The organism is Pantoea dispersa, from assembly GCF_019890955.1.
Classification (GTDB): Bacteria; Pseudomonadota; Gammaproteobacteria; order Enterobacterales; family Enterobacteriaceae; genus Pantoea; species Pantoea dispersa.
The window spans coordinates 2,716,067-2,740,115 of sequence record NZ_CP082346.1 but is presented as its reverse complement, the minus strand read 5'-3'; the positions used below and the strand labels follow the sequence as shown (position 1 = coordinate 2,740,115).

The window sequence follows — 24,049 nt, the reverse complement described above, 5'->3', positions numbered from 1 at the left end:
ATGACAACCCGAATTCGCGTCGGCAGCGCGCCGTTTAACGTTGGCGACGAGTATGCGCTGCTGGCGGCGCATGACAGCGACGGCGCGGTCGTCACCTTCACCGGCAAAGTCCGCAACCACAATCTCGGCGACAGCGTGGCTGCGTTAACGCTGGAGCACTATCCGGGTATGACGGAAAAAGCGCTGGCAGAGATTGTGGCGGATGCGCGTCAGCGCTGGGCACTGCAGCAGGTGACGGTGATTCATCGCGTAGGCGAACTGTTCCCTGGTGATGAGATCGTGTTTGTTGGCGTCAGCAGCGCCCATCGCGGCAGCGCCTTTGCCGCCAGTGAATTTATTATGGATTACCTGAAAACCCGCGCGCCGTTCTGGAAGCGCGAAGCCACTGCGCAGGGCGATCGCTGGGTCGATGCCCGCGACAGCGACCATCAGGCCGCTGAACGCTGGAACTAGCGCGCAAAATCCGCCCGCGCTGATAGCCGCCAGACCACGAAAACGGTAAGGTACGGTTTTTGCTGGCTTATCAGGGAGCAGGATGAACACCAACACGATATTACGCGGCGCAGCGCTGCTGGCTGCGCTGGTGCTGGCCGGATGCAGCACCAAAAAGGAGCCGCAGCTACCGGCCCGCCAGCCCGCTGACGTGAAAGCGCAAATTCAGCAATTGCTGCCCGCCCATGTGACGCAAAAATCGGCCTGGGCCGACGACATCTATACCGCGCTGCGCGTGCAGCACATCGACGCCAGCGCCAGCAACATTTGCGCGGTGATCGCCGTGACCGATCAGGAATCTAACTTCAGCGCCGATGCCACCGTGCCGGGTCTGCCAAAAATCGCCTGGGCTGAAATTGACCGCCGCGCCGCCAGCGTGCACGTGCCGGCGTTTCTGGTGCGCACCGCGTTACTGATCAAATCCTCCAACGGCGAGAGCTACGCGGCACGTCTCGATAAGGTGCACAGCGAGAAAGAGCTGAGCGCCATTTTCGATGACTTTATCGATATGGTGCCGATGGGGCAGAAGCTGTTCGGTAATCTCAACCCAATCCACACCGGCGGGCCGATGCAGGTCAGCATTGCCTTTGCCGAAGCGCATGCGCAGGGCTATCCATACCCGATTGACGGTTCGATCCGGCGCGAAGTGTTTAGCCGGCGCGGCGGTATCTACTTCGGCACGCTGCACCTGCTGGGTTATCCGGTGGATTACAGCCAGCCGCTGTATCGCTTTGCTGACTTCAACGCCGGCTGGTACGCCAGCCGCAACGCCGCGTTCCAGGCTGCGGTGGCGCGTGCCAGCGGCATCAAACTGGCGCTGGACGGCGACCTGATCCGCTACGGCAGCGAACAGGCGAGCGCCACCGAACTGGCGGTGCGCACGCTGGCGAAGCAGCTGGACATGAGCACACGTGAGATTCGCCGCGATCTGGAGAAGGGCGACAGCGAAAGCTTCAGCGACAGTACGCTATGGAAACAGACCTTTATCCTCGCCGATAAGATGGCGGGAAAACGTCTGCCGCGCGAAGTGCTGCCGGGCATTAAGCTGGAGAGCCCGAAAATTACCCGTAATCTCACCACCGCGTGGTTTGCCCAGCGGGTTGACGGGCGATATCAGCAGTGTATGACGCGCCGTTGACGATCGGTGGTGTACACTTCACACTGACGTTATCAGTAACTTTTAAAGAGGTGCATCATGGATCGATATCCACGTAATGGTTCAATCGTGCAGCAGGCGTCGACCGGGCTGCAAACCTATATGGCGCAGGTGTATGGCTGGATGACCTGCGGCTTACTGCTGACGGCGTTTGTGTCGTGGTTTGCCGCGCGCACGCCTGCCGTCATGGAACTGGTGTTTGCCAATCGCATCACCTTCTTCGGCCTGATTATCGCGCAGCTGGCGCTGGTATTCGTGCTTTCCGGCATGGTGCAGCGCATGAGCGGCGCCGTGGCGACCGGGCTGTTTATGCTCTATTCCGCGCTGACCGGGCTGACAATGGCGAGTATTTTCCTTGTTTATACCTACTCGTCGATCGCCAGTACCTTCTTCGTTACCGCGGGCATGTTTGGTGCCATGAGCTTTTACGGCTACACCACCAAACGCGACCTGAGCCGCTTCGGCAGCCTGCTGTTTATGGCGCTGATCGGCATTCTGCTGGCGTCGCTGGTGAATTTCTGGCTGAAAAGCCCGGCGCTGATGTGGGCGATTACCTATATCGGCGTGGTGGTGTTTGTGGGCCTGACGGCTTATGACACACAGAAGCTGAAAGCCATCGGTGAGGGCATTGATGTTAACGACAAAGAGAATCTGCGCCGCTTCTCCATCATGGGCGCGCTGACGCTGTATCTCGATTTCATCAACCTGTTCCTGATGCTGCTGCGGATTTTCGGGAACCGTCGCTAAGAGTAACCAGCCATTAAGGCTGTGAAAATAATCGCGCCGCTACGGCCAGGTGAACGGTCTGTACTTATCAGCCCGTTTCACCTTGTCCGTAGCGGCGCAATGTATTACGCGTTCTCCAGCCTGCGCCTGGCACGCCTTATCGCGCCGCCATCTTGCGCTCATTCTTCTGCCGTAAATGCTTCGCGCGGCTCTCCAGCCACAGATACAGCACCAGTGCCAGCAGCAGCGGCAGAATAAAATAGAGCACGCGATAAGCCAGCAGCGCGGCGATAATCTCACCGTGCGAAGCATGCTGGCCGCTGAGCAGCGCGAGGAACACCGCTTCCAGCACGCCAATGCCCGCCGGAATATGAATAATCACCCCGGCAATACTGCTGATTAACAGCACCCCCAGCACGATGGGATAATCCACTTCACGCGCCAGCAGCAGCCAGATAATGGTGCCCATCACCATCCAGTTTGCGCAGGAAACGGCAAACTGAAACAGCGCCATGCGCAGCGAGGGCAGTTGCAGATGCTGGCCCTTCACCGTCCAGCGGCGCTTCTTCGCGAAAGCACAGGCCCACAGATAAACCGCCACCATCGCCAGCAGGACCGCACCAATCACCCGTAGCGTGCCTTCGCCGATGAACCAGCCGGGCGGAATCGGCACCATACCGGCGACAAACACTACGCCGCCAAGCAAAATGTAGCCCAGCCAGTTGGTGGCAATACTCAGTGAAAAGATGCGCGTGATGGTGCCGCCGGGCAGGCCGAGGCGCGAATAGAGGCGATAGCGCATCGCCACACCGCCCACCCAGGTGCTCAGTGTCAGGTTAAAGGCGTAACAGATGAATGACACCAGCATCACCTGACGTTTCGCCAGCTTATGCCCGCAGTAGGCGCGGCCAATCAAATCGTACAGACCGTAGGTGAGGTAGCTCACCACCACTAACGCAGCGGCGCTCAGCACCACGTAGCGGTTATAGCCGACAATGACCTTGTACACGTCCTCCCAGTTCACCTTGCGTGCGTAAACCACCAGCAGCACGATCACCGCAATGAAGAACAGCCAGGTAAGGATTTTTTTCGCTAACTGCCAGCGCGGGTTCTTTTTGCTCATCAGGGTTTCGCTCCTTCGTTATCGGCTTCAACCCGGTCCTGGGTTTCCATTTCCGGCTGCACCGGCGGATCGACCTGAGACAAATGGGGCGTATGGGCAGGCAGCCAGCCGGCGATGGCCGGGAAATGGCGCAGGAAATGGAACACGATGACGCTTTTGGTCAGCTGCCACCAGGTGCGCGGCGGCAGCTTGTCTTCATCGACGCGCACGCAGTCCGCAGCCAGCAGCTGCTCAAGGTTATCGCGCAGCGTCTGGTTGAAGGTGTGGTCGTGAATGATCAGGTTGGCTTCGAGATTCAGCGACAGGCTGAGCGGGTCGAGGTTGCTGGAACCCACCGTTGACCACTGCTGATCCTGCACCGCCACTTTGCCATGCAGCGGGCGACGGCAGTATTCGTACACTTCAACGCCGGCATCCACCAGATAGTTGTACAGCAGCTCGGCGCCGACTTTAACAATCGGCATGTCCGGTTCACCCTGTACAATCAGCCGCACGCGCACACCGCGCTGGGCCGCGCTGCGCATTTCCCGCAGCAGGCGATAGCCGGGGAAGAAGTAGGCGTTGGCGATAATCACATCCTGCTTCGCCTTGCGCAGCATATCGAGATAGTGCTGTTCGATGTCATCGCGGTGCTCATCGTTATCGCGGTAGACAAACAGCACCTGCGCATCACCGGGCAGGGCGTTCACCGCCAGGCGCTGGGAGCGCGCGCCCCACCAGCGGCGCGTTACCTGTTCGCTGCCGATCGCCTGCTGCACATAGCGCGCGATATCCAGCACCACCGGTCCTTTCACCTCCACGGCGTAATCCTGCTTGGCTTCCGGCCCGTAATCGGTGTTGTGCTCGGCGGAGAAATTGATACCGCCAACAAACGCAATCTCCTCATCAATCACCACAATTTTGCGATGCAGACGGCGGAACACATTGGTGCGCATGCCCATCACCAGCGGGCGCGGATCGTAATAGATAAAGCGCACGCCTGCTTCGGTCAGGCTGTTAATGTACTGGCTGGAAAGATCCGGCGAGCCGTAGCCATCCACCATCACTTCCACCTTAACACCGCGCTGCGCGGCGGCCAGCAGATCGCGGTGCAGCCCCTTACCGACCTCATCTTCAAACAGGATAAACGTCTCCAGCAGCAGCGTACGCTGGGCGCGCTGGATCGCGCCGGAGACGCGCGGAAAGAATTGATCGCCATTTTCCAGCAGCCGCAGCTGGTTACCTTCGCGCCAGCTGAAATTCATAGAAAGATCTCCACGGCCAGCGGGGCATGATCGGACAGATGTGACCAGGGTTTCACCGGCAGCGCCCACGGCTGGCTCACCGACGCATTACGGATATAGATGCGATCGAGACGCAGCAGCGGAAAGCGCGCCGGGAAGGTGCGCGCCGGGCGACCGTTTTTCATGCTAAACACCTCCTGCAGACCGGCTCCGCGCTGTAAAAATCGATTAGCGCGTACCTGCCAGTCATTAAAATCGCCGGCCACCACCAGGGGCGCATCCGGTGGCAGCGACTCAATCAGTTCACACATCATGCGCATCTGCGCCAGACGGTGCTTCTCTTTCAGGCCGAGGTGCACGCACAAGGTGTGAATCGGTTCCGGCCGATCCGGCAGGCTGATCTGGCAGTGCAACATGCCGCGTTTCTCACTGCCGGCGACAGAAATATCGCGGTTTTGGTATTCGGTGATCGGAAAGCGTGACAGTATCGCGTTGCCGTGATGGCCCTCGGGATAGACCGCGTTGCGGCCGTAAGCGAAATCGTGCCACATGGTGTCGGCAAGGTATTCGTAGTGCGAATTTTCCGGCCAGTTTTCAATGTGTGCGGAGTGGATGGCGTGCGTGCCCATCACCTCCTGTAAAAAGACGATATCCGCCGAGGTCGCGCGCACTGCGTCGCGCAGTTCCGGCAGGATAAAGCGACGGTTAAAGCTGGTGAACCCCTTATGGGTATTGATCGTCAGGACTTTAAATGAAGATCCTTGCGTGTTTTGTGGCATACTGCGACGCGCTCCTTTTCATCATCAACAGAACAAAGTGTAGTCTTTGTCACAAATGGGTGGTGCTGGAGACAGAAAATTAGGGTGTTATCCGAAATTTGCTTTACATTGAGGAAATCCGTCTGGCTGCGGTCAGATACACTTGGGCGACCTGTTGGGTCTGCCAGGAGAAGAGAATGAAATGGTCTAATCGTGTTCAGATTGTTACCGGTCAAACCTGCCTGCATATTGCGACCCACCTGCTGGTGATCGCGGCGCTGGTGTGGGGCTGGAAACATAAGGCACTGGTCGAAGTGAGCAGTACCCTGGTGGCAGCTTATGCGCTGGTGTTCATCACCATGCTGGCCCTGCAGCGTAGTGCCCGTTTGCGCCGCTTTGGTGACTCTCTGGAAGAAGTGACGACGACATACTACTTTGGCGCGGCGATGCTGACGCTGTTCCTGATTTCACGCTTCATCCACAACAATCTGCTGATTGGTTGTCTGGGCGTGGTAATGCTGGTGGGCCCGGCGCTGGTGTCGCTGCTGGCCAAAGAGCCACCGCAGCGCGTGCAGAAAAAACGCAGCTAAGCGGACGTGCCAGCAAGAAAAGAGGAGCCCACTGCGGCTCCTTTTTTATGCGCTACCGCGCAGCGGCCCATCGCCCTCACGTTTTGCTGGTCGCGGTTCTTGCGGAAAGCTGCTACACTGCCGCTCTTACGCATGGTAGTTTGTGCCCTTTTCACACGCAGGCCTTGAGGCTGCGTCATATCCCCCCTGAAAACTACATCGCGCAGCGCGATCAGGGCGGTTCGGAGTAATACACCTGCATGTCTTTTGACTCTCTCGGCTTGAATGCCGATATTTTGCGTGCGGTAGCAGAACAGGGCTACCGTGAACCGACGCCAATCCAGCGTCAGGCGATTCCCGTGGTGCTGGCCGGTCGTGACCTGCTGGCGAGCGCCCAGACCGGCACGGGTAAAACCGCCGGTTTCACGCTGCCTCTGCTGCAGCGTCTGTCAGAAAAACCGGCAGCGGCGCGCGGTCGCCGTCCGGTACGTGCGCTGATCCTCACGCCAACCCGTGAACTGGCAGCGCAGGTTGGCGAAAACGTACGTGAATACAGCCAGTACCTCAATATGCGTTCGCTGGTGGTGTTCGGCGGCGTCAGCATTAATCCGCAGATGATGAAACTGCGCGGCGGCGTCGATGTACTGATCGCCACGCCGGGGCGTTTGCTCGATCTGGCGCACCAGAATGCGGTCGATCTGTCGCAGGTGGAAATCCTGGTGCTGGACGAAGCGGATCGTATGCTCGACATGGGCTTCATCCATGACATTCGCCGCGTGCTGGCAAAACTGCCGGCCAAACGGCAGAACCTGCTGTTCTCTGCCACCTTCTCGGACGAGATCAAAGCGCTGGCGGAAAAACTGCTCACCAACCCGGAACAGGTGGAAGTGGCACGCCGCAACACCGCTTCCGAGCAGGTGTCGCAGCAGGTGCATTTTGTCGATAAGAAGCGCAAACGGGAACTGCTGTCGCTGATGATTGGTCGCGACAACTGGCAGCAGGTGCTGGTGTTCACCCGCACCAAGCACGGTGCTAACCATCTCGCTGAGCAGCTCAACAAAGATGGCATCACTGCCGCCGCGATCCACGGCAACAAGAGCCAGGGCGCGCGTACCCGTGCGCTGGCCGACTTCAAAACCGGCGGCATTCGCGTGCTGGTGGCGACGGATATTGCCGCGCGCGGTCTGGATATCGAAGAGCTGCCGCACGTGGTCAATTACGAGCTGCCGAACGTGGCAGAAGATTACGTGCACCGCATTGGCCGTACCGGTCGTGCCGCGGCCACCGGTGCTGCGCTGTCGCTGGTGTGCGTGGACGAGCACAAGCTGCTGCGTGATATCGAGCGCCTGCTGAAGCGGGAAATTCCGCGCATTGCGCTGCCGGGCTTTGAGCCGGATCCGAGCATCAAGGCGGAGCCGATTCAGAATGGCCGTCAGCAGCAGCCACGCGGACGTGGCCAGGGCCGCGCGCCGGGGCAGGGTGCTGACGCACCGCGCAGCCGCAGCGGTGGCAATGGTCAGCGTGCCAGCGCCGGTAACGGCGGCGCGCGTCCACAGGGCGAGGCGCGTGCACCGCGTCGTCCGGGCAACAACGGCCCGGCGGCTGGCAACGCGGGTAAACCGGCGCGCTCACGTCGTCCGGCAGCGAAGAGCAACGGGAACGCGTAACGGTATGCGGGTTTTACTGGCGCCCATGGAAGGCGTACTGGATTCGCTGGTACGTGAACTGCTCTCCGGCGTGAATGACTATGACCTGTGCGTCACTGAGTTTTTACGCGTGGTAGATCAGCTGCTGCCGGTAAAATCCTTCTATCGTTTGTGTCCGGAACTGCACCATCACAGCCGGACGCCCTCCGGTACGTGCGTGCGCATGCAGCTGCTGGGCCAGTATCCTGAGTGGCTGGCAGAAAACGCCGCACGCGCGGTGGAGCTGGGTTCGTGGGGCGTTGACCTCAACTGCGGCTGCCCGTCGAAGCTGGTGAACGGCAGCGGCGGCGGTGCGACGCTGCTGAAAGATCCGGAGCTGATCTATCGCGGTGCCAGAGCAATGCGCGAGGCGGTGCCCGCTCATCTGCCGGTCACGGTGAAAGTGCGGCTCGGCTGGGACTCGGGCGCGCGGCGTTTCGAGATCGCCGATGCGGTGCAGCAGGCCGGTGCCAGCGAGCTGGTGGTGCATGGCCGGACCAAAGAGGACGGCTATCGTGCAGAGAGCATCAACTGGCAGGCGATTGGTGAGATTCGCCAGCGTCTGACAATTCCGGTGATCGCCAACGGCGAAATCTGGAACTGGCAGGATGCGCAGGATTGCCTGCGCATTACCGGCTGCGACGCGGTCATGCTCGGGCGCGGCGCGCTCAATGTGCCTAACCTGGGGCGCGTGGTGAAATACAACGAAGCCCCGATGCCGTGGTCGCAGGTGGTTGAGTTGCTGCTGCGCTACACCCAGCTGGAAAAGCAGGGTGATACCGGCAACTACCACGTTGCGCGCATCAAGCAGTGGCTGGGCTATCTGCGCAAAGCCTACCATGAGGCCGACGGCCTGTTCAGCGAGATCCGCACGCTGCGTGTCTCCGCCGAGATCGCCAGCGCCATCGAACGCCATGCCGCACGCATGGCCCAGGTGTCCTGCATCTGAACCTGAGCGGTGGTACCTGAACCGTCAGGTCCGCCGCGTTAACGGGCAAGCCAGCGATCACCACACGAGAGTGTGCGCTGCCGCCATGTTTTATAACAAAAAAAGCCGCGATCCTTAGTCTGCTAACCGGTATAGTGAACCTTCGCTTTCACCACGTTTCTGACGCCATCTTCCATGTCTGACGCCGCTGTACTGAGTAATGCTCAGTTAAATAAACGCATCCTCTCCGTCATCGTTTTCACCTTCTTTTGCTACCTGTCCGTCGGGTTGCCGCTGGCGGTGCTGCCGGGGTTTGTGCATAACCAGCTGGGCTTCAGCTCGTTTATCGCCGGGCTGATCATCAGTCTGCAATATTTCGCCACGCTGCTCAGTCGCCCGCACTCTGGCCGGCTGGCCGATCGCTACGGCCCGAAACGCGTGGTGATGATGGGGCTGGTGTGCTGCGGCATGAGCGGCGTGCTGTCGATCATTGCCGCGCTGTGCAGCGGTGCGCCGCTGCTGAGCCTGACGCTGCTGGCGCTGGGGCGGCTGTTTCTCGGCGTCGGGGAAAGCTTCAGCAGTACCGGCTCGACGCTGTGGGGCATGAACATCGTTGGCCCGCGGCAAACCGCGCGGGTCATTTCGTGGAACGGCGTGGCGACTTACTTTGCCATGGCGATTGGTGCGCCGCTGGGCGTGCTGCTGAATCAGATTTTTGGCATCAGCGGCTTTGCTGGCCTGGTCGCTCTGATGGGGGCGATCGGCTTCTGGATGGCCTCCGGCAAGCCGGCGGTCAGCGTCAGCGCCGGCGTGCGCATTCCGTTTCATCGCGTGGTCAGCCGCGTCTGGCTGTTTGGCCTGGCGCTGGGATTTGGCACCATCGGCTTTGGCGTGATCTCCACCTTCATTACCCTCTATTTCGCCAGTCGCGACTGGAGCGGCGCGGCGTTCGCGCTGACGCTGTTCAGCCTCGGCTTCGTGCTGGTGCGGCTGGCGTGCGGGCGCTATATCACGCGCTTCGGCGGGCTGCAGGTCTCGCTGATCTCCTTCGTGCTGGAGGGCGCCGGTCTGCTGCTGATCTGGCAGGCGGACACCAGCTGGCTGGTGGATATTGGCGCCTTCCTCACCGGCGGCGGTTTCTCACTGGTGTTCCCGGCGCTGGGCGTGGAAGCGGTGAAGCGGGTACAGCAGCAGGATCAGGGATCGGCGCTCGGTACCTATTCGGCGTTTCTCGATCTGGGGCTGGGGTTGACCGGACCGGTGGCGGGGCTGTTAATCGGCCACTGGGGCATGCAGTCGGTGTATCTGGCGGCAGCACTGATGGTGCTGGGCGCGTTCCTGATTACGCTGCGCCTGCACCAGCAGTCTTCAGAGCCTATCAGGCCAGATGAATAAACAGCGCATACAGCAGCCCTGACAGCAGCACCGATACCGGCAGCGTCAGCACCCACGCCAGCGCCAGATTACGCAGGGTGGCGAGCTGCAGGCCGGATCGGTTGGCCGCCATGGTACCGGCCACGCCGGACGACAGCACATGGGTGGTCGACACCGGTAAACCAAAGGCATCGGCTGCGCCAATGGTGGCCATCGCCACCAGCTCCGCACTGGCACCCTGCGCATAGGTGAGATGGGTTTTGCCGATGCGCTCACCCACCGTAACCACAATCCGGCGCCAGCCGACCATGGTGCCGAGACCCAGCGCAATCGCCACCACCACTTTGACCCACATCGGGATAAAGCGCGTAGCCGCGTCCAGCTCGTGCTTCACCGCCGTCAGGTTGCGCGCCGTCTCTTCCGGCAGCGCGACGTTGGCCGATTGCAGATGCTTGATGGTTTCCGAAGCGAGATACATATCGTTGCGCGTGTTGGTGACCGCCTGCGCCGGGATATTTTCTACCGAACCGTACTGGCGAATCTGTTCGCCGATATCGCCGAGCATCATACCGAGCGCCGGCAGCACCTGCGGCCGGTTCTGGCTGGTGCGCACATATTCCGTCAGCACCTCACGCGCTGCCGGCATTGCGGCGGGCGGCGGCTGCAGCGTCAGCAGCTGCTGTTCGGTGACCTGGGTTAACGCCGCTACGCGCGGAATTTGCTCCGGCGGCAGCGAGCGGTTGAGCGCATAGGCGATCGGCATAGTACCGACCAGGATCAGCATAATCAGCCCCATGCCTTTCTGGCCGTCGTTCGAGCCGTGAGCAAACGAGACGCCGGTACAGGTGAGGATCAGCAGGCCACGAATCCACGCTGGCGGCGGCTGATTACCTTCCGGCGCCTGATACAGCTGGCGATTGCGTACCAATGCCTTCATGGCCAGCAGCAGCACGGCGGCGCAGATGAAGCCAATCACTGGCGACAGCAGCAGGGCGTAACCGACCTTGATGGCCTGATCCCAGTCGACGCCGCTGGTGCCGCTGCGGCCGTGCAGCAGCGCATTCGCCACGCCCACGCCAATAATCGAGCCGATCAGCGTGTGCGAAGAGGAAGAGGGCAGGCCGAAATACCAGGTGCCGAGGTTCCAGACAATCGCCGAGCACAGCAGCGCGTACACCATAGCAAAGCCGTGACCGCTGCCCGCCTGCAGAATCAGCTCCACCGGGAGCAGCGAAATAATGCCAAACGCCACCACGCCGCTCGAGAGCAGTACGCCAAGGAAATTACACAAGCCGGACCACACCACCGCCACGCCCGGCGACAGCGAGTGGGTGTAGATCACCGTGGCGACGGCGTTGGCGGTATCGTGGAAGCCATTAACAAACTCGAAGCCGAGCGCAATCAGCAGCGCCACGCCGAGCAGCAGGAACGGCGTATAGCTGGTGACGACCGCGCCGGTCTCTTCTACGTCGTTAAACAGGTTGATGCCGGTAAAGAGCAGCCCGGCCACCAGCAGCAGCAGAAAGAGCACGCGCGACGCGCGACCGCTGCGCGGGTGCAGATTGGGCCGTCCGCGGGCGGACGATGATGCAGGGAAACTGTTTTCAGCCATAACACACCCCCGGGGTGAATTAACGATGCACGAATGGCACCCGTTAACTGCAGTGTGATACGGGTTTTGTATGACAGAATGATGATGCCAGCGCGGGCTGTCATCATGCTGTAACAGACCTGTCGCAGGCTATGGATCTGACCGCTCTGGGATCTTCACGCCGCTATGCTCCAGCCTGTCCTGCCGCTTGCCTCGCTGCCCGACTTCAACAACGACGTCGCCGGACTGATTCACGGTTACCTGTTCAACCCGGATGCGCCGCCACAGCGGCTCAACGCCCGCGAGGCCGCGCAGCTGGCGCGGCACACCTTACCCGACGGCTGCTTTCTCTGGCTGCACATTAACCTGAATCATGCCCGCGCCGAGCGCTGGGTTCAGGACCACTTCAGCGTAGATGACGATTTTTTCGATGAGATTCATTCGGCCTCGCCGCGCACCCGGCTGGCGCAGCAAAACGATGCGCTGCTGGCGGTGCTGAATGACGTCACCTTCAGTAAAGAGGAGCGCAGCACGCAAAATGCGACGCTGTGGATCTGGTGCCGGCCGCAGGTGATGGTCAGCGCGCGCTATCGCCCGGTTGGCATGATTGAACGTATGCATCAGCAGATTGATCGGCTGTGCTTCAGCGCGCCGGATGCGATGCTGCTGTGGCTGCTCGGCGAACAGGAAGCGCAGCTGGAGCAGGTGGTGCGGCGCTCCAGCCAGGCGGTGGATGCGATAGAAGAGCGGCTGCTGAGCGCGGCGATCAAAGCCAACCGCAGCGAGCTGGGCCATCTGCGCCGCATGCTGCTGCGCGTCCAGCGGCTGCTGGCGCCGGAGCCGGCCGCGCTGTTTCGCCTGCTTAACCGGCCGCCAAACTGGCTCAACCGGGAACCGCTCAGCGAGCTGCGGATTTTCACCGAGGAGTTCAGTGTAGCGCTTAACGATCTTGCCAGCCTGATGGAACGCATTCGCCTGCTGCAGGAGGAGATCGCTGCCCGCCTGATGGAGCAGAGCAACCGAACGCTGTTTTTGCTCACCTCAATCACCGTGCTGGCGCTGCCCATCAATATCGTAGCCGGTTTTTTTGGCATGAACGTGGGCGGCATTCCGCTGGCGAACAATCCGCACGGCTTTCTGCTGTTAGTGCTGGTGGTGCTGGTGTTTACTCTGGTGGCGGGCTGGCTGGCGTTACGCCGACCGCACGATTGAGTGCGCAACGGCACCGCGATACAACCGCACAATGACCCCGGCGATCGGGCAATAAAAAAGCCAGCCCTGCGGCTGGCTTGATCATCGACAGCGAACCCTTACAGGCTGTTGCCGTTGCTGGCAGGCTGTGCCGGCGCGGCCTGCTCAACCGGGGCGGCTTCAGCGGGCTGCTGCGCATCGGCCTGTGGCGCGACGGCGGTGGCACCCTGCGGCGTCATCGGCTCTTCTTTCGGCATCGCGTCAGAAGACTCTTGTACCATCACCGGCGCAGGCTGGGCTTCGCCCGGCTGACCGTTGATTTTGGTCGGCATACCGGTACGTGCCTGGATGGCGTTGTTCACGGCATCCTGATTGGTGCTGGCATCGGCCACCACTTTGGTCACGGCGGACGTCAGGCTGATTGGCACCAGTTCACGTGAGTTGAACTGCTCTTCGGTGGTCGACAGCGGGTTGTGAACCTCGATGTAGCGCGAACCGTCTGGCTCAACGGTGGCTTTTACCGGCTGGTCAATGAACTGGACGCGCGTACCCACTGGCACGTTGTCGAACAGCCATTTGATGTCGTCCGCACGCAGACGCACGCAGCCGTGGCTCACGCGCAGGCCGATACCAAAGTTGGCGTTGGTGCCGTGAATCGCATACAGACGGCCAATGTACAGCGCGTACAGGCCCATCGGGTTATCCGGACCTGCCGGGAACACGGCCGGGATGCTCTCGCCGCGCGCCGCGTACTCTGCGTGCATCGCTTTGGTTGGCGTCCAGGTTGGGCCATTCTTCTTGCGCTCAACCGCGGTGGTCCAGTTAACCGGCGTATCTTTACCCAGCTCGCCGATACCGATCGGCAGCACCACGACAGTTTTGGTGCCTTTCGGGTAGTAATACAGACGCATCTCGGCGCTGTTGATCACGATGCCTTCACGCGGTGCGTCAGGCAGAATCAGCTGCTGCGGGATCACCATTTTAGTGCCTGCTTTCGGCAGGTAAACGTCCACGCCCGGATTGGCTTCCAGCATGTTGCTGAGGCCCATCTGGTACTGCGCCGCAAACGCTTCCAGCGGCAGTTTGCTGTCGTCTGGCACGGTGATTTCAATATTTTCGCCAATCAGGCGGCTATTCGCTGGAGGCAGCGGATAGACGACTGCAAAGGCCGACTGGCTGAACGCCGCCAGTACGAGGGCGAGTGAAGCGAACGCGCGAATGCTTTTTTTCATGTTTTTACAAGTCGTTATGGCCATTTTCATGGCTTGTCAGTGTGTCGAACCCATCAGGGTCAGAATAACCCGCTGCGCATTATATGTGCATAGGCGCAATGATGGGAATCAGGATTTTCGCTGGTTGAAGATACTTTACGCAAAACGCGGCGTTTCACAGACTATTCTCTTTGCCACGCCGCCCAAAATGTGAATTTTCTTACGGTTGCCACAGCGTCACTTCGCCGCTCAGTTTACGGTTGAGGAAAAACGCGGCACTGATCAACGCCAGATGGGTCAGCGCCTGCGGCATGTTGCCCAGCGCGTTGCCGTGCGAGGTAAACTCCTCGGCGTACAATCCCAGCGGATTGGCGTAGCTCAGCAGCTTTTCAAACTCGAAGTGCGCCTCATGCACCCGCCCGGCGCGCGCCAGACACTCCACATACCAGAACGAACAGGCGGCAAACGCGCCCTCGCCACCGGTCAGCGCATCGGCGGGCGTCTCACTGATGTTATAACGCCGCACTAAACCGTCGCTCACCAGATGGGTTTTAATCGCATCCAGCGTGGCGATCCACTCCGGATCGGTCGAGCTGACAAAGCGCACCAGCGGCATCAGCAGCATCGACGCATCCAGGTATTTACCGCCGCGCGTGGCGGTGAAGTGGCCGAGTTCATCGTTCCAGAAGTTCTGCCAGATGTCGTCGCGGATCTCGCTGCGCACCCGGTCCCAGCGATCGTATGGCATCGGCAGCGAACGCTTCATGCCCAGCCGCAGTGCGCGGTCCAGCGCCACCCAGCACATCAGGCGCGAATGCAGAAAGTGCTCCGGCTCGCCGCGCATCTCCCAGATACCGGCGTCCGGCTGGTTCCAGTTAACGCAGACGTAGTCAATCATGCTGGACACATGGCGCCAGCCGCGCTGCGAGATGGCTTCGCCGTATTTATTGGCAAGGTAGACCGCATCCATCAGCTCGCCATAAATATCCAGCTGCGTCTGACGCCAGGCATCATTGCCGATGCGCACCGGGCGCGAGTTGGCGTAACCGGAGAGGTTGAGCAGTTCGGTCTCGTGCAGCTCGGTGCCGCTGTCAAGACGGTACATCACCTGCAAATGCGGCGTATCGTCGTGGCTGTGCTCAACGCAGCGGCCGACCCAATGGGTGAAGTCACGCGCTTCTTCCACATAGCCGAGCCGCATCAGCGCGTACATGCTGAACGAGGCATCGCGAATCCACGAGGCGCGGTAATCCCAGTTACGCTCGCCGCCCAGCTCTTCCGGCAGGCCAAAGGTGGCGGCTGCCGCAATCGAGCCGTGCTGGTGCGAGGTGAGCAGCTTGAGCGCCAGCGCCGAGCGCGTCACCATCTCGCGCCAGCGACCGCGATAGGAGCTGTGGCTGCTCCAGCGCCGCCAGTAATCCACGGTATCGCGAAAGCAGCGCTCGGTCGCGATATGCTGCACCTGCGGATCGTCATCGTTGCCAAACACAAATTCGGCGTGCTCACCGGCCTGCAGGGTAAACTGCGCCACCGCGCTGTCCGGTTCGCGCGTCATCACCACCGTGGCGCTCAGGCGCAGCGACGGCTGGCCTTCGGCGACAAAGGCGATACCGCCTGGGCGCGTCTCCGTGCGCGTTTCGGCACGGGCATAGTCGTGGCGCGGCGCGCAGCGCAGATCAAAGGTGGCGGTGCCGCGGATCATTTTTACCCGCCGCACCAGGCGCGGCACTTTGCTGCGCTCGTCGCAGATCGGCATGTAATCGGTGATTTCCGCCACGCCGGCCTCATCAAGCCAGCGGGTTTGCAGAATGTTGGTATCGGGCAGGTAGAGCTGCTGCTGGCGCGCGTTTTGCCACTGCGGTGCCAGCGAAAACAGGCCGGCTTCGTCGCTGTCGAGCAGGGCGGCAAACACGGAGGGGCTGTCAAGTTCAGGCCAGCAAAGATAATCAATGGTGCCGTCGTTCGCGATCAGGGCACAGGTGCGTAAATCACCGATGACGCCGTGGTCGTCAATTCTGCGTTTAATCTTGCTCATCCTGCCTCCTGAACGCTATCCGATTGTTAACTATAGACGAAACGGCAGAATCGGCTGCGACGTGGCACAGAACGATAACTTCTATACTGTGAAGACACCCATCAGGCAGGAGAACGTTATGACACTGGGCAAACAGAAAGTCGCCGTAGTGACCGCTTCAGATTCGGGGATTGGACGCAGCTGCGCCGTGATGCTGGCCGAGGCCGGCTACACCGTCGGCATTACCTGGCGCTCGGATGAAGAGGGCGCGCAGGAGACCGCGCGGCTGGTGGAGAGTAAAGGCCAGCTGGCCCAGGTGCGGCAGCTCGATCTGTCCGATCCGCAGGCTGGCGGGCAGCAGCTGGCGCAGCTGATCAATTCGCTGGGCCGCATTGATGTGCTGGTAAATAATGCCGGCGTGATGACCAAAGCCGATTTTCTCGATGTGACCTTTGAGGACTGGCGCAAAGTCTTTACCGTTGACGTAGACGGCGCCTTTGTCTGCGGACAGATTGCCGCGCGTCATATGGTGGATCAGGGCGACGGCGGGCGCATCATCAACATCACCTCGGTGCATGAGCATACGCCGCTGCCGGATGCCGCTGCCTATACCGCAGCCAAACATGCGCTTGGCGGGCTGACCAAATCGATGGCGCTGAGCCTGTTGCCGCACCACATTCTGGTGAATGCCGTGGCGCCGGGCGCTATCGCCACGCCGATGAATGACATGAGCAACAGCGAGGCGCACAGCCAGCGCATGCCGGAAATCCCGATTGGCCGCCCTGGCGATACGCGCGAAATCGCCAGTCTGGTGGCGTGGCTGTGCTCGGAATGGGCCACTTACACCACCGGGCAGTCATTCGTGGTCGACGGCGGCTTCATGCTGGCCAACCCGCAGTTCAAGGGTTACCACAGTTAACCGGCGCGGCGGCGGTTCCAGCGGCGAATCACAAAGCGCAGCACGATGCCGAACACAATTGCCGCCGCCAGCCAGATGAAGTGCTTGAGGTGCTGATCAAGCTTGTGCAGCCACGGCGTAATAATTTCACCGGCGAAGTAGCCGAGGGTGACAAAAATCAGCGCCCACAGCGCGGCGCCAATGACGTTAAGCACGAAAAAGCGCAGCGGCTTAAGGCGGCTGGTGCCAATAATAATCGGTCCAATCAGGCGAAAGCCGTACATGAAGCGCACGCCAATCACAAACAGGCTGGGGTGCTTCTGAATCAGCCGGTTAGCTTTTTTAATGGTGTCCTGATGTTTGCGGAAGCGCCGCAGAATGCGCGTGCCATAGCGACGGCCAAGCCAGAACAGCAGCTGATCGCCAATAATGCCGCCGCCCATCGCCGCCAGCACCACGCCGCTGAAGTGCAGCAGGCCCTCGTGCGCCGCGACGCCGCCCAGCAGGGTAAAGGTTTCCCCTTCGGCAATGCAGCCAATCAGCAGCGCCAGGTAACCGTACTGGGTGATTAATCCATTGATATCGATGTGCAATTGCTCCTCCCTGGGTAAGCGATACAGCTAACAGTCTAGCTGGCTGCGGCTTTTTTTGTGCCGCTGGCCGCAAAAACAGCCGCGCCGATTATACTTGAACTGAAGCTGCCTGCATTGGACAGCCTGATCGCTGGGGCAGCCCGTCGCATCAGAGGAGTGATTGTATGAATCATGTCTGGGGTCTTCTGGCGCATCCCAATCAGGAGATGCGTGATATCAAGCAGGAAAACGAGAGCGTTTCGCACCACTACACCCATCACGTTCTGCTGATGGCGGCGATCCCGGTGATCTGCGCCTTTATCGGCACCACGCAATTGGGCTGGAACCTGGGCGAAGGGCAGTTCGTGCAACTCAACATGCTGACCGGTATTGGTCTCGGCATTCTGTTTTACCTGATCATCTTAGGCGGTGTGGCGGTGATGGGCCGCGTCATTCACTGGATGGCGCGCGACTATCCGCAGCGTCCCAGCATCCAGCGCTGCACCGTGTTTGCCGGCTATGTGGCAACGCCGCTGTTCATCAGCGGGCTGGTGGCGCTCTATCCGCTGGTGTGGCTGTGCGTACTGGCCGGAGCGTTAGCGCTGATGTACACCGGCTATCTGCTGTACGTCGGCATCCCGGTATTCCTTAACATTGACCGTGAAGAGAGCCTGCGCTTCTCCGGCTCGACGCTGGCGATTGGCGTGCTGGTGTTTGAGGTGCTGCTGGCGCTGACGGTGATTCTGTGGGGTTACGGACCACGCTTGTTCTGACCGTGATAAGGGTCAGGTCGTCAGCCATGGCGACCTGACTGATCCCGCTGCGCCTGGCAGCGACTGTTATGCCCGCCTTTTTTAACGCCCGGAAACAATCTCTCTAAGAAATTTCGCAGACGAGCGCGTATGATAGCGCAGCCAGCCCGCGTCGCATCAGGCCTGACGCCGGCGGCCTGTGTTACAACACAGCGCAAACCTCCTCACCGGATTTTTTTGACACGATGTCTGTAAAAATGCGTATTTCTTTGCTGTCGCTGGCGCTGTTTGTCGCCGCGCCAGCTGTGATGACTCCGGCGCTCGCCGCCGCAGCAAAACTGTCCGATCTGGCGCCGATTGCCCAGCCGCAAATCGCCTCCGGCAGTGCGCTGATTGTCGATCTCGATAATAATAAAGTGCTGTTTTCCAGCCATCCGGACCGGGTGCGGCCTATCGCGTCGATCACCAAAGTGATGACCGCGATGGTGGTACTGGATGCCCGACTGCCGATGGACGAAATGCTGTCGGTGGATATCAGCCAGACGCCCGAAATGCGCGGCGTATTCTCGCGCGTGAAGCTCAACAGTGAAATCAGCCGCCGCAACATGCTGCTGCTGGCGCTGATGTCCTCAGAAAACCGCGCGGCGGCAAGCCTGGCGCATCACTATCCCGGCGGTTACGATGCCTTTATCCGCGCCATGAACGCCAAAGCGCGCGCGCTCGGCATGACGCACACCCACTATGTGGAGCCGACCGGTTTGTCGCTGCACAACGTCTCCAGTGCGGAAGATCTGGTGAAGCTGCTCCGGGCCACGCGCCAGTATCCGCTGATTGGTCAGCTGAGCACCACCAAAGAGGAGACGGCGGTGTTTAAACACCCCAGCTACGCGCTGCCGTTCCGCAATACTAACCATCTGGTGTACAAAAATGACTGGCGCATCCAGCTGACCAAAACTGGTTACACCGACGAGGCCGGTCACTGCCTGATAATGCGTACCATGATTAATAACCGCCCGGTGGCGCTGGTGGTGCTGGATGCGTTTGGCAAATATACCCACTTTGCCGATGCCAACCGCCTGCGCGACTGGCTGGAAACCGGCAAGGCGGCGCCGGTGCCGGCGGCCGCGCTGGCGTACAAAAAGCAGAAAGCGTCGCAGCTTGCCAGCAGTGCGGATGTAGAGTAACGCAACCCGTTACTTAGCGTAGCGGCGCAAGGGAGTGCGCCGTGTGCCGGGGTGGCGCGTGACTGACGATCAACGGCGCTTAAATGAACAAAATTTCTTATCGTTAGCACCAATGTTTTACGCCACCATTCCTATAGTTTCCCTGACGGCAAAGTCCTACACTGGCGACCATTCACGGTCAACCTTGCGTTTATAGGCTGTTATTGCGCTGGAATCTCACTCATATGTTCAAGTTTCGTTCTCTGTTTACCCCGTTCCTGCTGCTACTGGTGTTATTCACGCCGGCGCTCAGCTATGCGGATGACAACGCCGCGCCCGCGCAGCAGGAAGAAGACGCGGCACCGAAGATCAATCCGGCGGTTGAACTGCCGAAGATGCAGAAGATCCTCGACAAAATTAAGGGCCAGGTGTCTGGCGATACCAACGAAAACCAGCTCAACCAGCTCAATGAGATGGCGCTGGAGCTGTCAGGTAATGCGGAAACCCTCGGCCAGGCGCTGATTCCGCAGCGTCAGCAGCTGGATGCGCAGCTGGCGGTGCTCGGCCCGGCGCCGAAGGCGGACAGCGGCGTGAAAGAGACGCCGGAAGTGACGCGCAAACGCGCCGCGCTGGAGAATCAGAAGGGCAAGCTGGATGATCAGATCAAGCAGGCCGACGGCATCAAAAACGGGGCGCTGGTGCTGTCCTCGCAGATCGTCAACCTGCGGCGCGATCAGCTGAAAAGCCAGCTGGCGCTCAACTCCGGCAGTATTTTAGGGCCACGCTTCTGGTCACCGCTGTTCAGCCGTCAGGACCTGGATGGCGAAAAAATTGGCGATTTTATCAGCGAGCTGCAGGATACCGCCGCGCTGTCGTGGGAGCCGGGCTGGCGCGTGGGCACGGTCGGCTGGCTGCTGGCGGCACTGCTGGTGATGACGCTGGGCCGGCGTTACAGCGAAGAGTTTCTGGCGTGGGTCAGCATTCACAAACTGCCGGAAGGGCGGCTGCGCCGCAGCTTCCTCGCCGCGGCGATTGCGCTGACTACGCTGGCGGCCGTGGTGCTGACCTTTAACTTTCTCTCGCTGGCGTTTGTGCGGCGCGATGAAGTGTCCAGCGACGTGCAGGATTTTATCAGCCGTCTGGTGCAGCTTAGCGTTTACTGCGGACTGATCGCCGGTCTCGGCCGCGCATTTCTGTCAACGCGCCGCCCGAGCTGGCGTCTGCCGGGCATCTCCAGTGAAGTGGCGCTGGCGCTGAAGCCGTTCCCGCCGATTACCGCCGCGCTGGTGTTTATCTTCCAGACCGCCGAGTCGTTTAACTACACGGTCGGCACCAGCCTGAACACCACCATTTTTGCTAACGGCCTGACGGCGCTGCTGATTGGCAGCACCGGGCTGGCGATCAGCATGCGCACCAATCGCGTGCGTCGTCGCATGGCGCAGGCCGGCAATCCGCCGGAAGCGCGTCCCACCATCGTCGGCCTGGTGCAGCTGGCGCTGACGGTCACCGCCGTGGCGATTCTGGTTTCGCTGATTGTTGGCTACGTCACGCTGGCGCGCTTCCTCAGCTATGAAGTGATCTGGTGCGGCATCCTGTTTGGCTCGTTCTACTTCCTCAGTCATCTGATCAACGACGGTTGTGAAAGCCTGTTCTCCACCAACAACGCGACCGGCAAGCGGTTGCAGACCTCACTGAATATTGACGAGCGCTATCTGCAGCAGGCGGCAACGCTGCTCAGCGCCGTGGGGAAAACCCTGCTGGTGGCGTTTGTTGCGCTGGCGCTGCTCAACGGCACGTTTGCCTCGTCCACGCCGATTGAGCTGATCCAGAAAGTCATTGAGTTCTGGGGTGGCAAAGGGCTGGAGTCGCTCAACATTGTGCCGGCGCACATGGTGAACGCCATTCTGTGTCTGGTGGTGGGTATCTACGTGCTGCGCTCGGTGCGGCGCTGGCTGGACAAAGAGTTCCTGCCGAAGACCACCATGGACATCGGCATGCGCGTGTCGCTGGTGACGCTGTTCAGCAATATCGGCTACGTGCTGATTATCCTGCTGACGCTGTCGATTATGGGGCTGCAGTGGAACAAGCTGGCGTGGATCGTCAGCGCCCTGTCGGTGGGGATCGGTTTCGGCTTACAGGAGATTGTGAAGAACTTTATCTCCGGTCTGATCCTGCTGACCGAGCGTCCGGTGAAGGTCGGCGATCTGGTGAGCATCAGTGGCATCGAAGGGGATATTCGCCGTATTAACGTGCGTGCGACTGAGATTCAGCTGGGCGATAAATCCACGGTGATCGTGCCGAACTCGCAGCTGATTTCGCAGAACGTGCGCAACGCCACCATGGGCAATGCGCAGGGCGTGGTGACGATTCAGCTGACCTTCCCGCTGGATATCGATCCGGTGCAGGTGCGCGAACTGTTGCTGGACGTGTATCGCGAGAACGAGCGTATTCTCGAAACGCCGGAGCCGTCGGTTTCGTTTAAAGATTTGACGCCGGCCGGCATTGTGCTGAGCGTGACCGGCAACGTCGCCAGCCAGCGCCAGATTTCCGGTGCGAAAAGCGATTTGCTGTTCGATATCCTGACGCGCCTGCGCAAAGAGGGCATCGTGCTGTCGACGCCGCAGACCATGATCATCGAACGCCGCGCGCTGCCGGCGACGCAGAATGAAGGTGAAGCGTTGCCATAATGGCATGAGACCGTAGCGGCGCAATTCATTGCGCTAAGGTTTGCCTCTGATGCAGCAAACCCGCGCGATAAATCGCGCCGCTACGGGTCCGGCAGATCTGACTCAGGCTTTCACCGCCCAGCCTTTTTGCTTACTGGTTTTCCCGATGCCCGGGTTAAAGGTATTGGTCGGATCGAGCTGGCGGTAAAACGCCTGCAGCTGCGGTTTGGCCGCATACAGATGGCCAACGTTATGTTCCGCCGGGTATTCCGCGCCGCGCGCCGCGAGGATCGCCAGCATCTTCCCCTTCAGCGCATGGGCATCTACGCCTTTCTTCACAATGTAATCCTGATGGAACACATGGCAGAAGAAGTGGCCGTAGTAAAGGCGATGAATCAGATCGTTATCAAACTCCGGCGGCAGGCGCTCAAACCACTCCTGATCGTTGCGGCGCAGCGCAATGTCCAGCGCCAGAATATCTTCCACTTCGTCAGCGTGCACCGCGTGATAGCGCACGGCGGCACCGGCTGCGGCAAAACGATGCAGAAAAGCGTGCGCGCCCTCTTTGGCGTCGCAGGCAAAGAACTCACCGCCGCCTTCGCGGAAATACTCCTGCAGATACGCCTGCGCTTCGGCCACGCCGTCGCCGGACATCTTCAGCATCAGGTGGTGCTCGTATTTATCACGATACTGCTTCAGGCGCTTCGGCAGGTGCGCCGGGAACCAGCGGCTGATGCGTTGCAGCAGGCGATCGGTCAGGTGCGGCTTAACGAAGCTCAGCTTGCTAAGCCAGGCATCAACCCGGCTTTTGAGGGTGAAAAACAGCGGCATCTTGTCGGTGCCGAGTTTATCAATCATCACAAAGGTGTCTTTGCCGTAGACCTCGGCGATGTCGAATATATCGCGGTGCATGTACTCACCGGCGACCGGTAAATGGGTAAACTCCGCCAGCATGTGGCGACGCAGCTCGCCGAGCGTCGCCGGGTCGTTGGTGCCAATGTAAAATACCTGCTGCTTCGGCTCGGTGGGGAAGGTGTCGAGCCGCACGGCAAACACCGCCAGTTTGCCGGCGCAGCCTGACGCCTCAAACAGGCGCCTTTGGTCGGCATTGAAACGCGCCGGCGTATCGGCATGAATGTCCCGCACCCGCTCGGCGTATTCGTGGTCGGACGCGTGACGCGCATCCCAGCGCACATCATCCGGCTGCCAGCGCTCGTCGTCCAGCCGGCCGAGAATCTCTTCCGGCGAATGACCGAGGTCGATGCCCAGATGGTTGACCAGCCGGAGCTTGCCGTCGGCGTCCACCTGCGCAAACAGCGCCATTTCGCTGTAGGCCGGGCCGCGTTTGATCAGCGAGCCGCCGGAGTTATTGCAGATGCCGCCCAGCACCGAGGCGCCGATGCACGAGGAGCCAATCACCGAGTGCGGCTCGCGCCCCAGCGGTTTAAGGGTTTTCTCCAGCTGATACAGCGTGCTGCCGGGGAAGGCGAGAATCTGCCTGCCGCCGTCGATCAGCTGCAGTTTGTCGAGACGCAGGGTACTGATGATCACCACCGGGCGATCGTAATCGTTGCCGTTGGGCGTTGAACCTTCGGTCAGGCCGGTATTGGCGGCCTGCATCAGCACGATGGCATCGGCCTGTACCAGCGCCTGCAGCACGCGCCACAGCTCCAGCAGCGAGCCGGGGAAAACCACCGCCAGCGCATCGCCCTCGCCGGAACGGAAACCCTTACGATAGCGTGCGGTCTGCTCCGCGTCGGTCAGCAGCTGTGATGCGCCGACCAGACGGCGCAGCTCGGACAGCAGGGCAGGGTGTGAGGTGTTGTTATTCATTAGCCTATCCTTGTCGTTAACGTGGCGTTTCTACTGTAGCACGCGTCGGCCACGGGGGCGCAGTGTGACAATGGCGGCTACCTGCTATCCTCATCTTGTGGCACACTGCCCCGGTTATTTCGAT

General features: G+C 60.4%; 20 protein-coding genes. 12 read left to right on the top strand and 8 right to left on the bottom strand.

Annotation, left to right across the window (positions count from 1 at the left end):
- The 3 genes from moaE to K7H94_RS12755 all read left to right on the top strand — a co-directional run bounded on the left by moaE (window position 1) and on the right by K7H94_RS12755 (window position 2,395).
- A complete protein-coding gene (gene moaE / locus K7H94_RS12765) occupies window positions 1-453 on the top strand; it encodes a molybdopterin synthase catalytic subunit MoaE (RefSeq protein WP_021508491.1) in 453 nt (150 codons plus the stop codon).
- Window positions 454-535: 82 nt separating this feature from the next.
- On the top strand, window positions 536-1,630 hold the full coding sequence (locus tag K7H94_RS12760; RefSeq protein WP_021508490.1) for a DUF1615 domain-containing protein: 1,095 nt from the start codon (window positions 536-538) through the stop codon (window positions 1,628-1,630).
- 57 nt (window positions 1,631-1,687) lie between these two features.
- Window positions 1,688-2,395 (top strand): Bax inhibitor-1/YccA family protein, encoded by a 708-nt coding sequence (locus K7H94_RS12755; protein WP_021508489.1) that lies wholly within the window; start codon window positions 1,688-1,690, stop codon window positions 2,393-2,395.
- 136 nt (window positions 2,396-2,531) lie between these two features.
- Here the strand turns inward: K7H94_RS12755 and K7H94_RS12750 are convergent, their stop codons facing one another.
- Genes K7H94_RS12750 through K7H94_RS12740 form a run of 3 tightly spaced genes read right to left on the bottom strand, consistent with a single transcriptional unit; the run spans window position 2,532 to window position 5,499 of the window.
- Window positions 2,532-3,497 (bottom strand): lysylphosphatidylglycerol synthase domain-containing protein, encoded by a 966-nt coding sequence (locus tag K7H94_RS12750; protein ID WP_021508488.1) that lies wholly within the window; start codon window positions 3,495-3,497, stop codon window positions 2,532-2,534.
- On the bottom strand, window positions 3,497-4,741 hold the full coding sequence (clsB, locus tag K7H94_RS12745) for a cardiolipin synthase ClsB (protein WP_222951149.1): 1,245 nt from the start codon (window positions 4,739-4,741) through the stop codon (window positions 3,497-3,499). The genes K7H94_RS12750 and clsB overlap by 1 nt, the downstream gene beginning before the upstream one ends.
- Entirely contained in the window at window positions 4,738-5,499 is a 762-nt protein-coding gene (locus tag K7H94_RS12740; RefSeq protein WP_021508486.1) for an endonuclease/exonuclease/phosphatase family protein, read from the bottom strand. The genes clsB and K7H94_RS12740 overlap by 4 nt, the downstream gene beginning before the upstream one ends.
- Window positions 5,500-5,675: 176 nt before the next feature.
- Between K7H94_RS12740 and K7H94_RS12735 the strand changes: the two genes are divergently transcribed.
- From K7H94_RS12735 to K7H94_RS12720, 4 genes are all read left to right on the top strand, one after another.
- The gene (locus tag K7H94_RS12735) at window positions 5,676-6,068 is read left to right on the top strand and encodes a YbhQ family protein (protein WP_021508485.1); all 393 of its coding nucleotides are present in this window, start codon (window positions 5,676-5,678) and stop codon (window positions 6,066-6,068) included.
- 239 nt (window positions 6,069-6,307) lie between these two features.
- Entirely contained in the window at window positions 6,308-7,714 is a 1,407-nt protein-coding gene (gene rhlE / locus K7H94_RS12730) for an ATP-dependent RNA helicase RhlE (protein ID WP_021508484.1), read from the top strand.
- A gap of 4 nt (window positions 7,715-7,718) precedes the next feature.
- Complete coding sequence (dusC, locus tag K7H94_RS12725; protein WP_222951148.1) at window positions 7,719-8,681, top strand: tRNA dihydrouridine(16) synthase DusC; 963 nt, start codon at window positions 7,719-7,721, stop codon at window positions 8,679-8,681.
- 174 nt (window positions 8,682-8,855) lie between these two features.
- Window positions 8,856-10,055: an MFS transporter gene (locus K7H94_RS12720; protein ID WP_222951147.1), complete on the top strand. Its 1,200-nt coding sequence runs from the start codon at window positions 8,856-8,858 to the stop codon at window positions 10,053-10,055.
- Here the strand turns inward: K7H94_RS12720 and K7H94_RS12715 are convergent.
- Entirely contained in the window at window positions 10,039-11,646 is a 1,608-nt protein-coding gene (locus tag K7H94_RS12715) for an inorganic phosphate transporter (RefSeq protein WP_215800269.1), read from the bottom strand. The genes K7H94_RS12720 and K7H94_RS12715 overlap by 17 nt on opposite strands.
- 165 nt (window positions 11,647-11,811) lie before the next feature.
- Here K7H94_RS12715 and K7H94_RS12710 point away from each other — a divergent pair, with 165 nt between their 5' ends.
- Entirely contained in the window at window positions 11,812-12,837 is a 1,026-nt protein-coding gene (locus K7H94_RS12710) for a transporter (RefSeq protein WP_088516317.1), read from the top strand.
- 98 nt (window positions 12,838-12,935) lie between these two features.
- Here K7H94_RS12710 and K7H94_RS12705 read toward each other — a convergent pair whose 3' ends face one another.
- A complete protein-coding gene (locus K7H94_RS12705; protein WP_058775308.1) occupies window positions 12,936-14,048 on the bottom strand; it encodes a L,D-transpeptidase family protein in 1,113 nt (370 codons plus the stop codon).
- A gap of 199 nt (window positions 14,049-14,247) precedes the next feature.
- Complete coding sequence (locus K7H94_RS12700; protein WP_021508478.1) at window positions 14,248-16,062, bottom strand: glycoside hydrolase family 15 protein; 1,815 nt, start codon at window positions 16,060-16,062, stop codon at window positions 14,248-14,250.
- Between the two features lie 118 nt (window positions 16,063-16,180).
- Here K7H94_RS12700 and K7H94_RS12695 point away from each other — a divergent pair, with 118 nt between their 5' ends.
- Entirely contained in the window at window positions 16,181-16,960 is a 780-nt protein-coding gene (locus K7H94_RS12695) for an SDR family oxidoreductase (RefSeq protein WP_222951146.1), read from the top strand.
- Here the strand turns inward: K7H94_RS12695 and K7H94_RS12690 are convergent.
- Window positions 16,957-17,532, bottom strand: a complete 576-nt coding sequence (locus K7H94_RS12690) for a DedA family protein (RefSeq protein ID WP_021508476.1) — start codon at window positions 17,530-17,532, stop codon at window positions 16,957-16,959. The genes K7H94_RS12695 and K7H94_RS12690 overlap by 4 nt on opposite strands.
- Before the next feature lie 164 nt (window positions 17,533-17,696).
- On the opposite strand from K7H94_RS12690, the gene K7H94_RS12685 reads away from it, so the two are divergent.
- The 3 genes from K7H94_RS12685 to K7H94_RS12675 all read left to right on the top strand — a co-directional run bounded on the left by K7H94_RS12685 (window position 17,697) and on the right by K7H94_RS12675 (window position 22,113).
- Entirely contained in the window at window positions 17,697-18,284 is a 588-nt protein-coding gene (locus tag K7H94_RS12685) for a Yip1 family protein (protein ID WP_021508475.1), read from the top strand.
- A gap of 224 nt (window positions 18,285-18,508) precedes the next feature.
- Window positions 18,509-19,447: a D-alanyl-D-alanine endopeptidase gene (gene pbpG, locus K7H94_RS12680; RefSeq protein WP_104187136.1), complete on the top strand. Its 939-nt coding sequence runs from the start codon at window positions 18,509-18,511 to the stop codon at window positions 19,445-19,447.
- Between the two features lie 224 nt (window positions 19,448-19,671).
- On the top strand, window positions 19,672-22,113 hold the full coding sequence (locus tag K7H94_RS12675) for a DUF3772 domain-containing protein (protein WP_222951145.1): 2,442 nt from the start codon (window positions 19,672-19,674) through the stop codon (window positions 22,111-22,113).
- Between the two features lie 102 nt (window positions 22,114-22,215).
- Here the strand turns inward: K7H94_RS12675 and dld are convergent, their stop codons facing one another.
- Window positions 22,216-23,925 carry a D-lactate dehydrogenase gene (gene dld, locus K7H94_RS12670; protein WP_222951144.1) on the bottom strand — a complete coding sequence of 570 codons (1,710 nt, stop codon included), beginning with the start codon at window positions 23,923-23,925 and terminating at the stop codon, window positions 22,216-22,218.
- Between the last annotated feature and the right edge of the window lie 124 nt (window positions 23,926-24,049).

Bases quoted from the DNA above. Each gene is read 5' to 3' on its own strand.
- moaE (WP_021508491.1), top strand. From the start codon at position 1: ATGACAACCCGAATTCGCGTCGGCAGCGCGCCGTTTAACGTTGGCGAC.
- K7H94_RS12760 (WP_021508490.1), top strand. From the start codon at position 536: ATGAACACCAACACGATATTACGCGGCGCAGCGCTGCTGGCTGCGCTG.
- K7H94_RS12755 (WP_021508489.1), top strand. From the start codon at position 1,688: ATGGATCGATATCCACGTAATGGTTCAATCGTGCAGCAGGCGTCGACC.
- K7H94_RS12750 (WP_021508488.1), bottom strand. From the start codon at position 3,497: ATGAGCAAAAAGAACCCGCGCTGGCAGTTAGCGAAAAAAATCCTTACC.
- clsB (WP_222951149.1), bottom strand. From the start codon at position 4,741: ATGAATTTCAGCTGGCGCGAAGGTAACCAGCTGCGGCTGCTGGAAAAT.
- K7H94_RS12740 (WP_021508486.1), bottom strand. From the start codon at position 5,499: ATGCCACAAAACACGCAAGGATCTTCATTTAAAGTCCTGACGATCAAT.
- K7H94_RS12735 (WP_021508485.1), top strand. From the start codon at position 5,676: ATGAAATGGTCTAATCGTGTTCAGATTGTTACCGGTCAAACCTGCCTG.
- rhlE (WP_021508484.1), top strand. From the start codon at position 6,308: ATGTCTTTTGACTCTCTCGGCTTGAATGCCGATATTTTGCGTGCGGTA.
- dusC (WP_222951148.1), top strand. From the start codon at position 7,719: ATGCGGGTTTTACTGGCGCCCATGGAAGGCGTACTGGATTCGCTGGTA.
- K7H94_RS12720 (WP_222951147.1), top strand. From the start codon at position 8,856: ATGTCTGACGCCGCTGTACTGAGTAATGCTCAGTTAAATAAACGCATC.
- K7H94_RS12715 (WP_215800269.1), bottom strand. From the start codon at position 11,646: ATGGCTGAAAACAGTTTCCCTGCATCATCGTCCGCCCGCGGACGGCCC.
- K7H94_RS12710 (WP_088516317.1), top strand. From the start codon at position 11,812: ATGCTCCAGCCTGTCCTGCCGCTTGCCTCGCTGCCCGACTTCAACAAC.
- K7H94_RS12705 (WP_058775308.1), bottom strand. From the start codon at position 14,048: ATGAAAAAAAGCATTCGCGCGTTCGCTTCACTCGCCCTCGTACTGGCG.
- K7H94_RS12700 (WP_021508478.1), bottom strand. From the start codon at position 16,062: ATGAGCAAGATTAAACGCAGAATTGACGACCACGGCGTCATCGGTGAT.
- K7H94_RS12695 (WP_222951146.1), top strand. From the start codon at position 16,181: ATGACACTGGGCAAACAGAAAGTCGCCGTAGTGACCGCTTCAGATTCG.
- K7H94_RS12685 (WP_021508475.1), top strand. From the start codon at position 17,697: ATGAATCATGTCTGGGGTCTTCTGGCGCATCCCAATCAGGAGATGCGT.
- pbpG (WP_104187136.1), top strand. From the start codon at position 18,509: ATGTCTGTAAAAATGCGTATTTCTTTGCTGTCGCTGGCGCTGTTTGTC.
- K7H94_RS12675 (WP_222951145.1), top strand. From the start codon at position 19,672: ATGTTCAAGTTTCGTTCTCTGTTTACCCCGTTCCTGCTGCTACTGGTG.
- dld (WP_222951144.1), bottom strand. From the start codon at position 23,925: ATGAATAACAACACCTCACACCCTGCCCTGCTGTCCGAGCTGCGCCGT.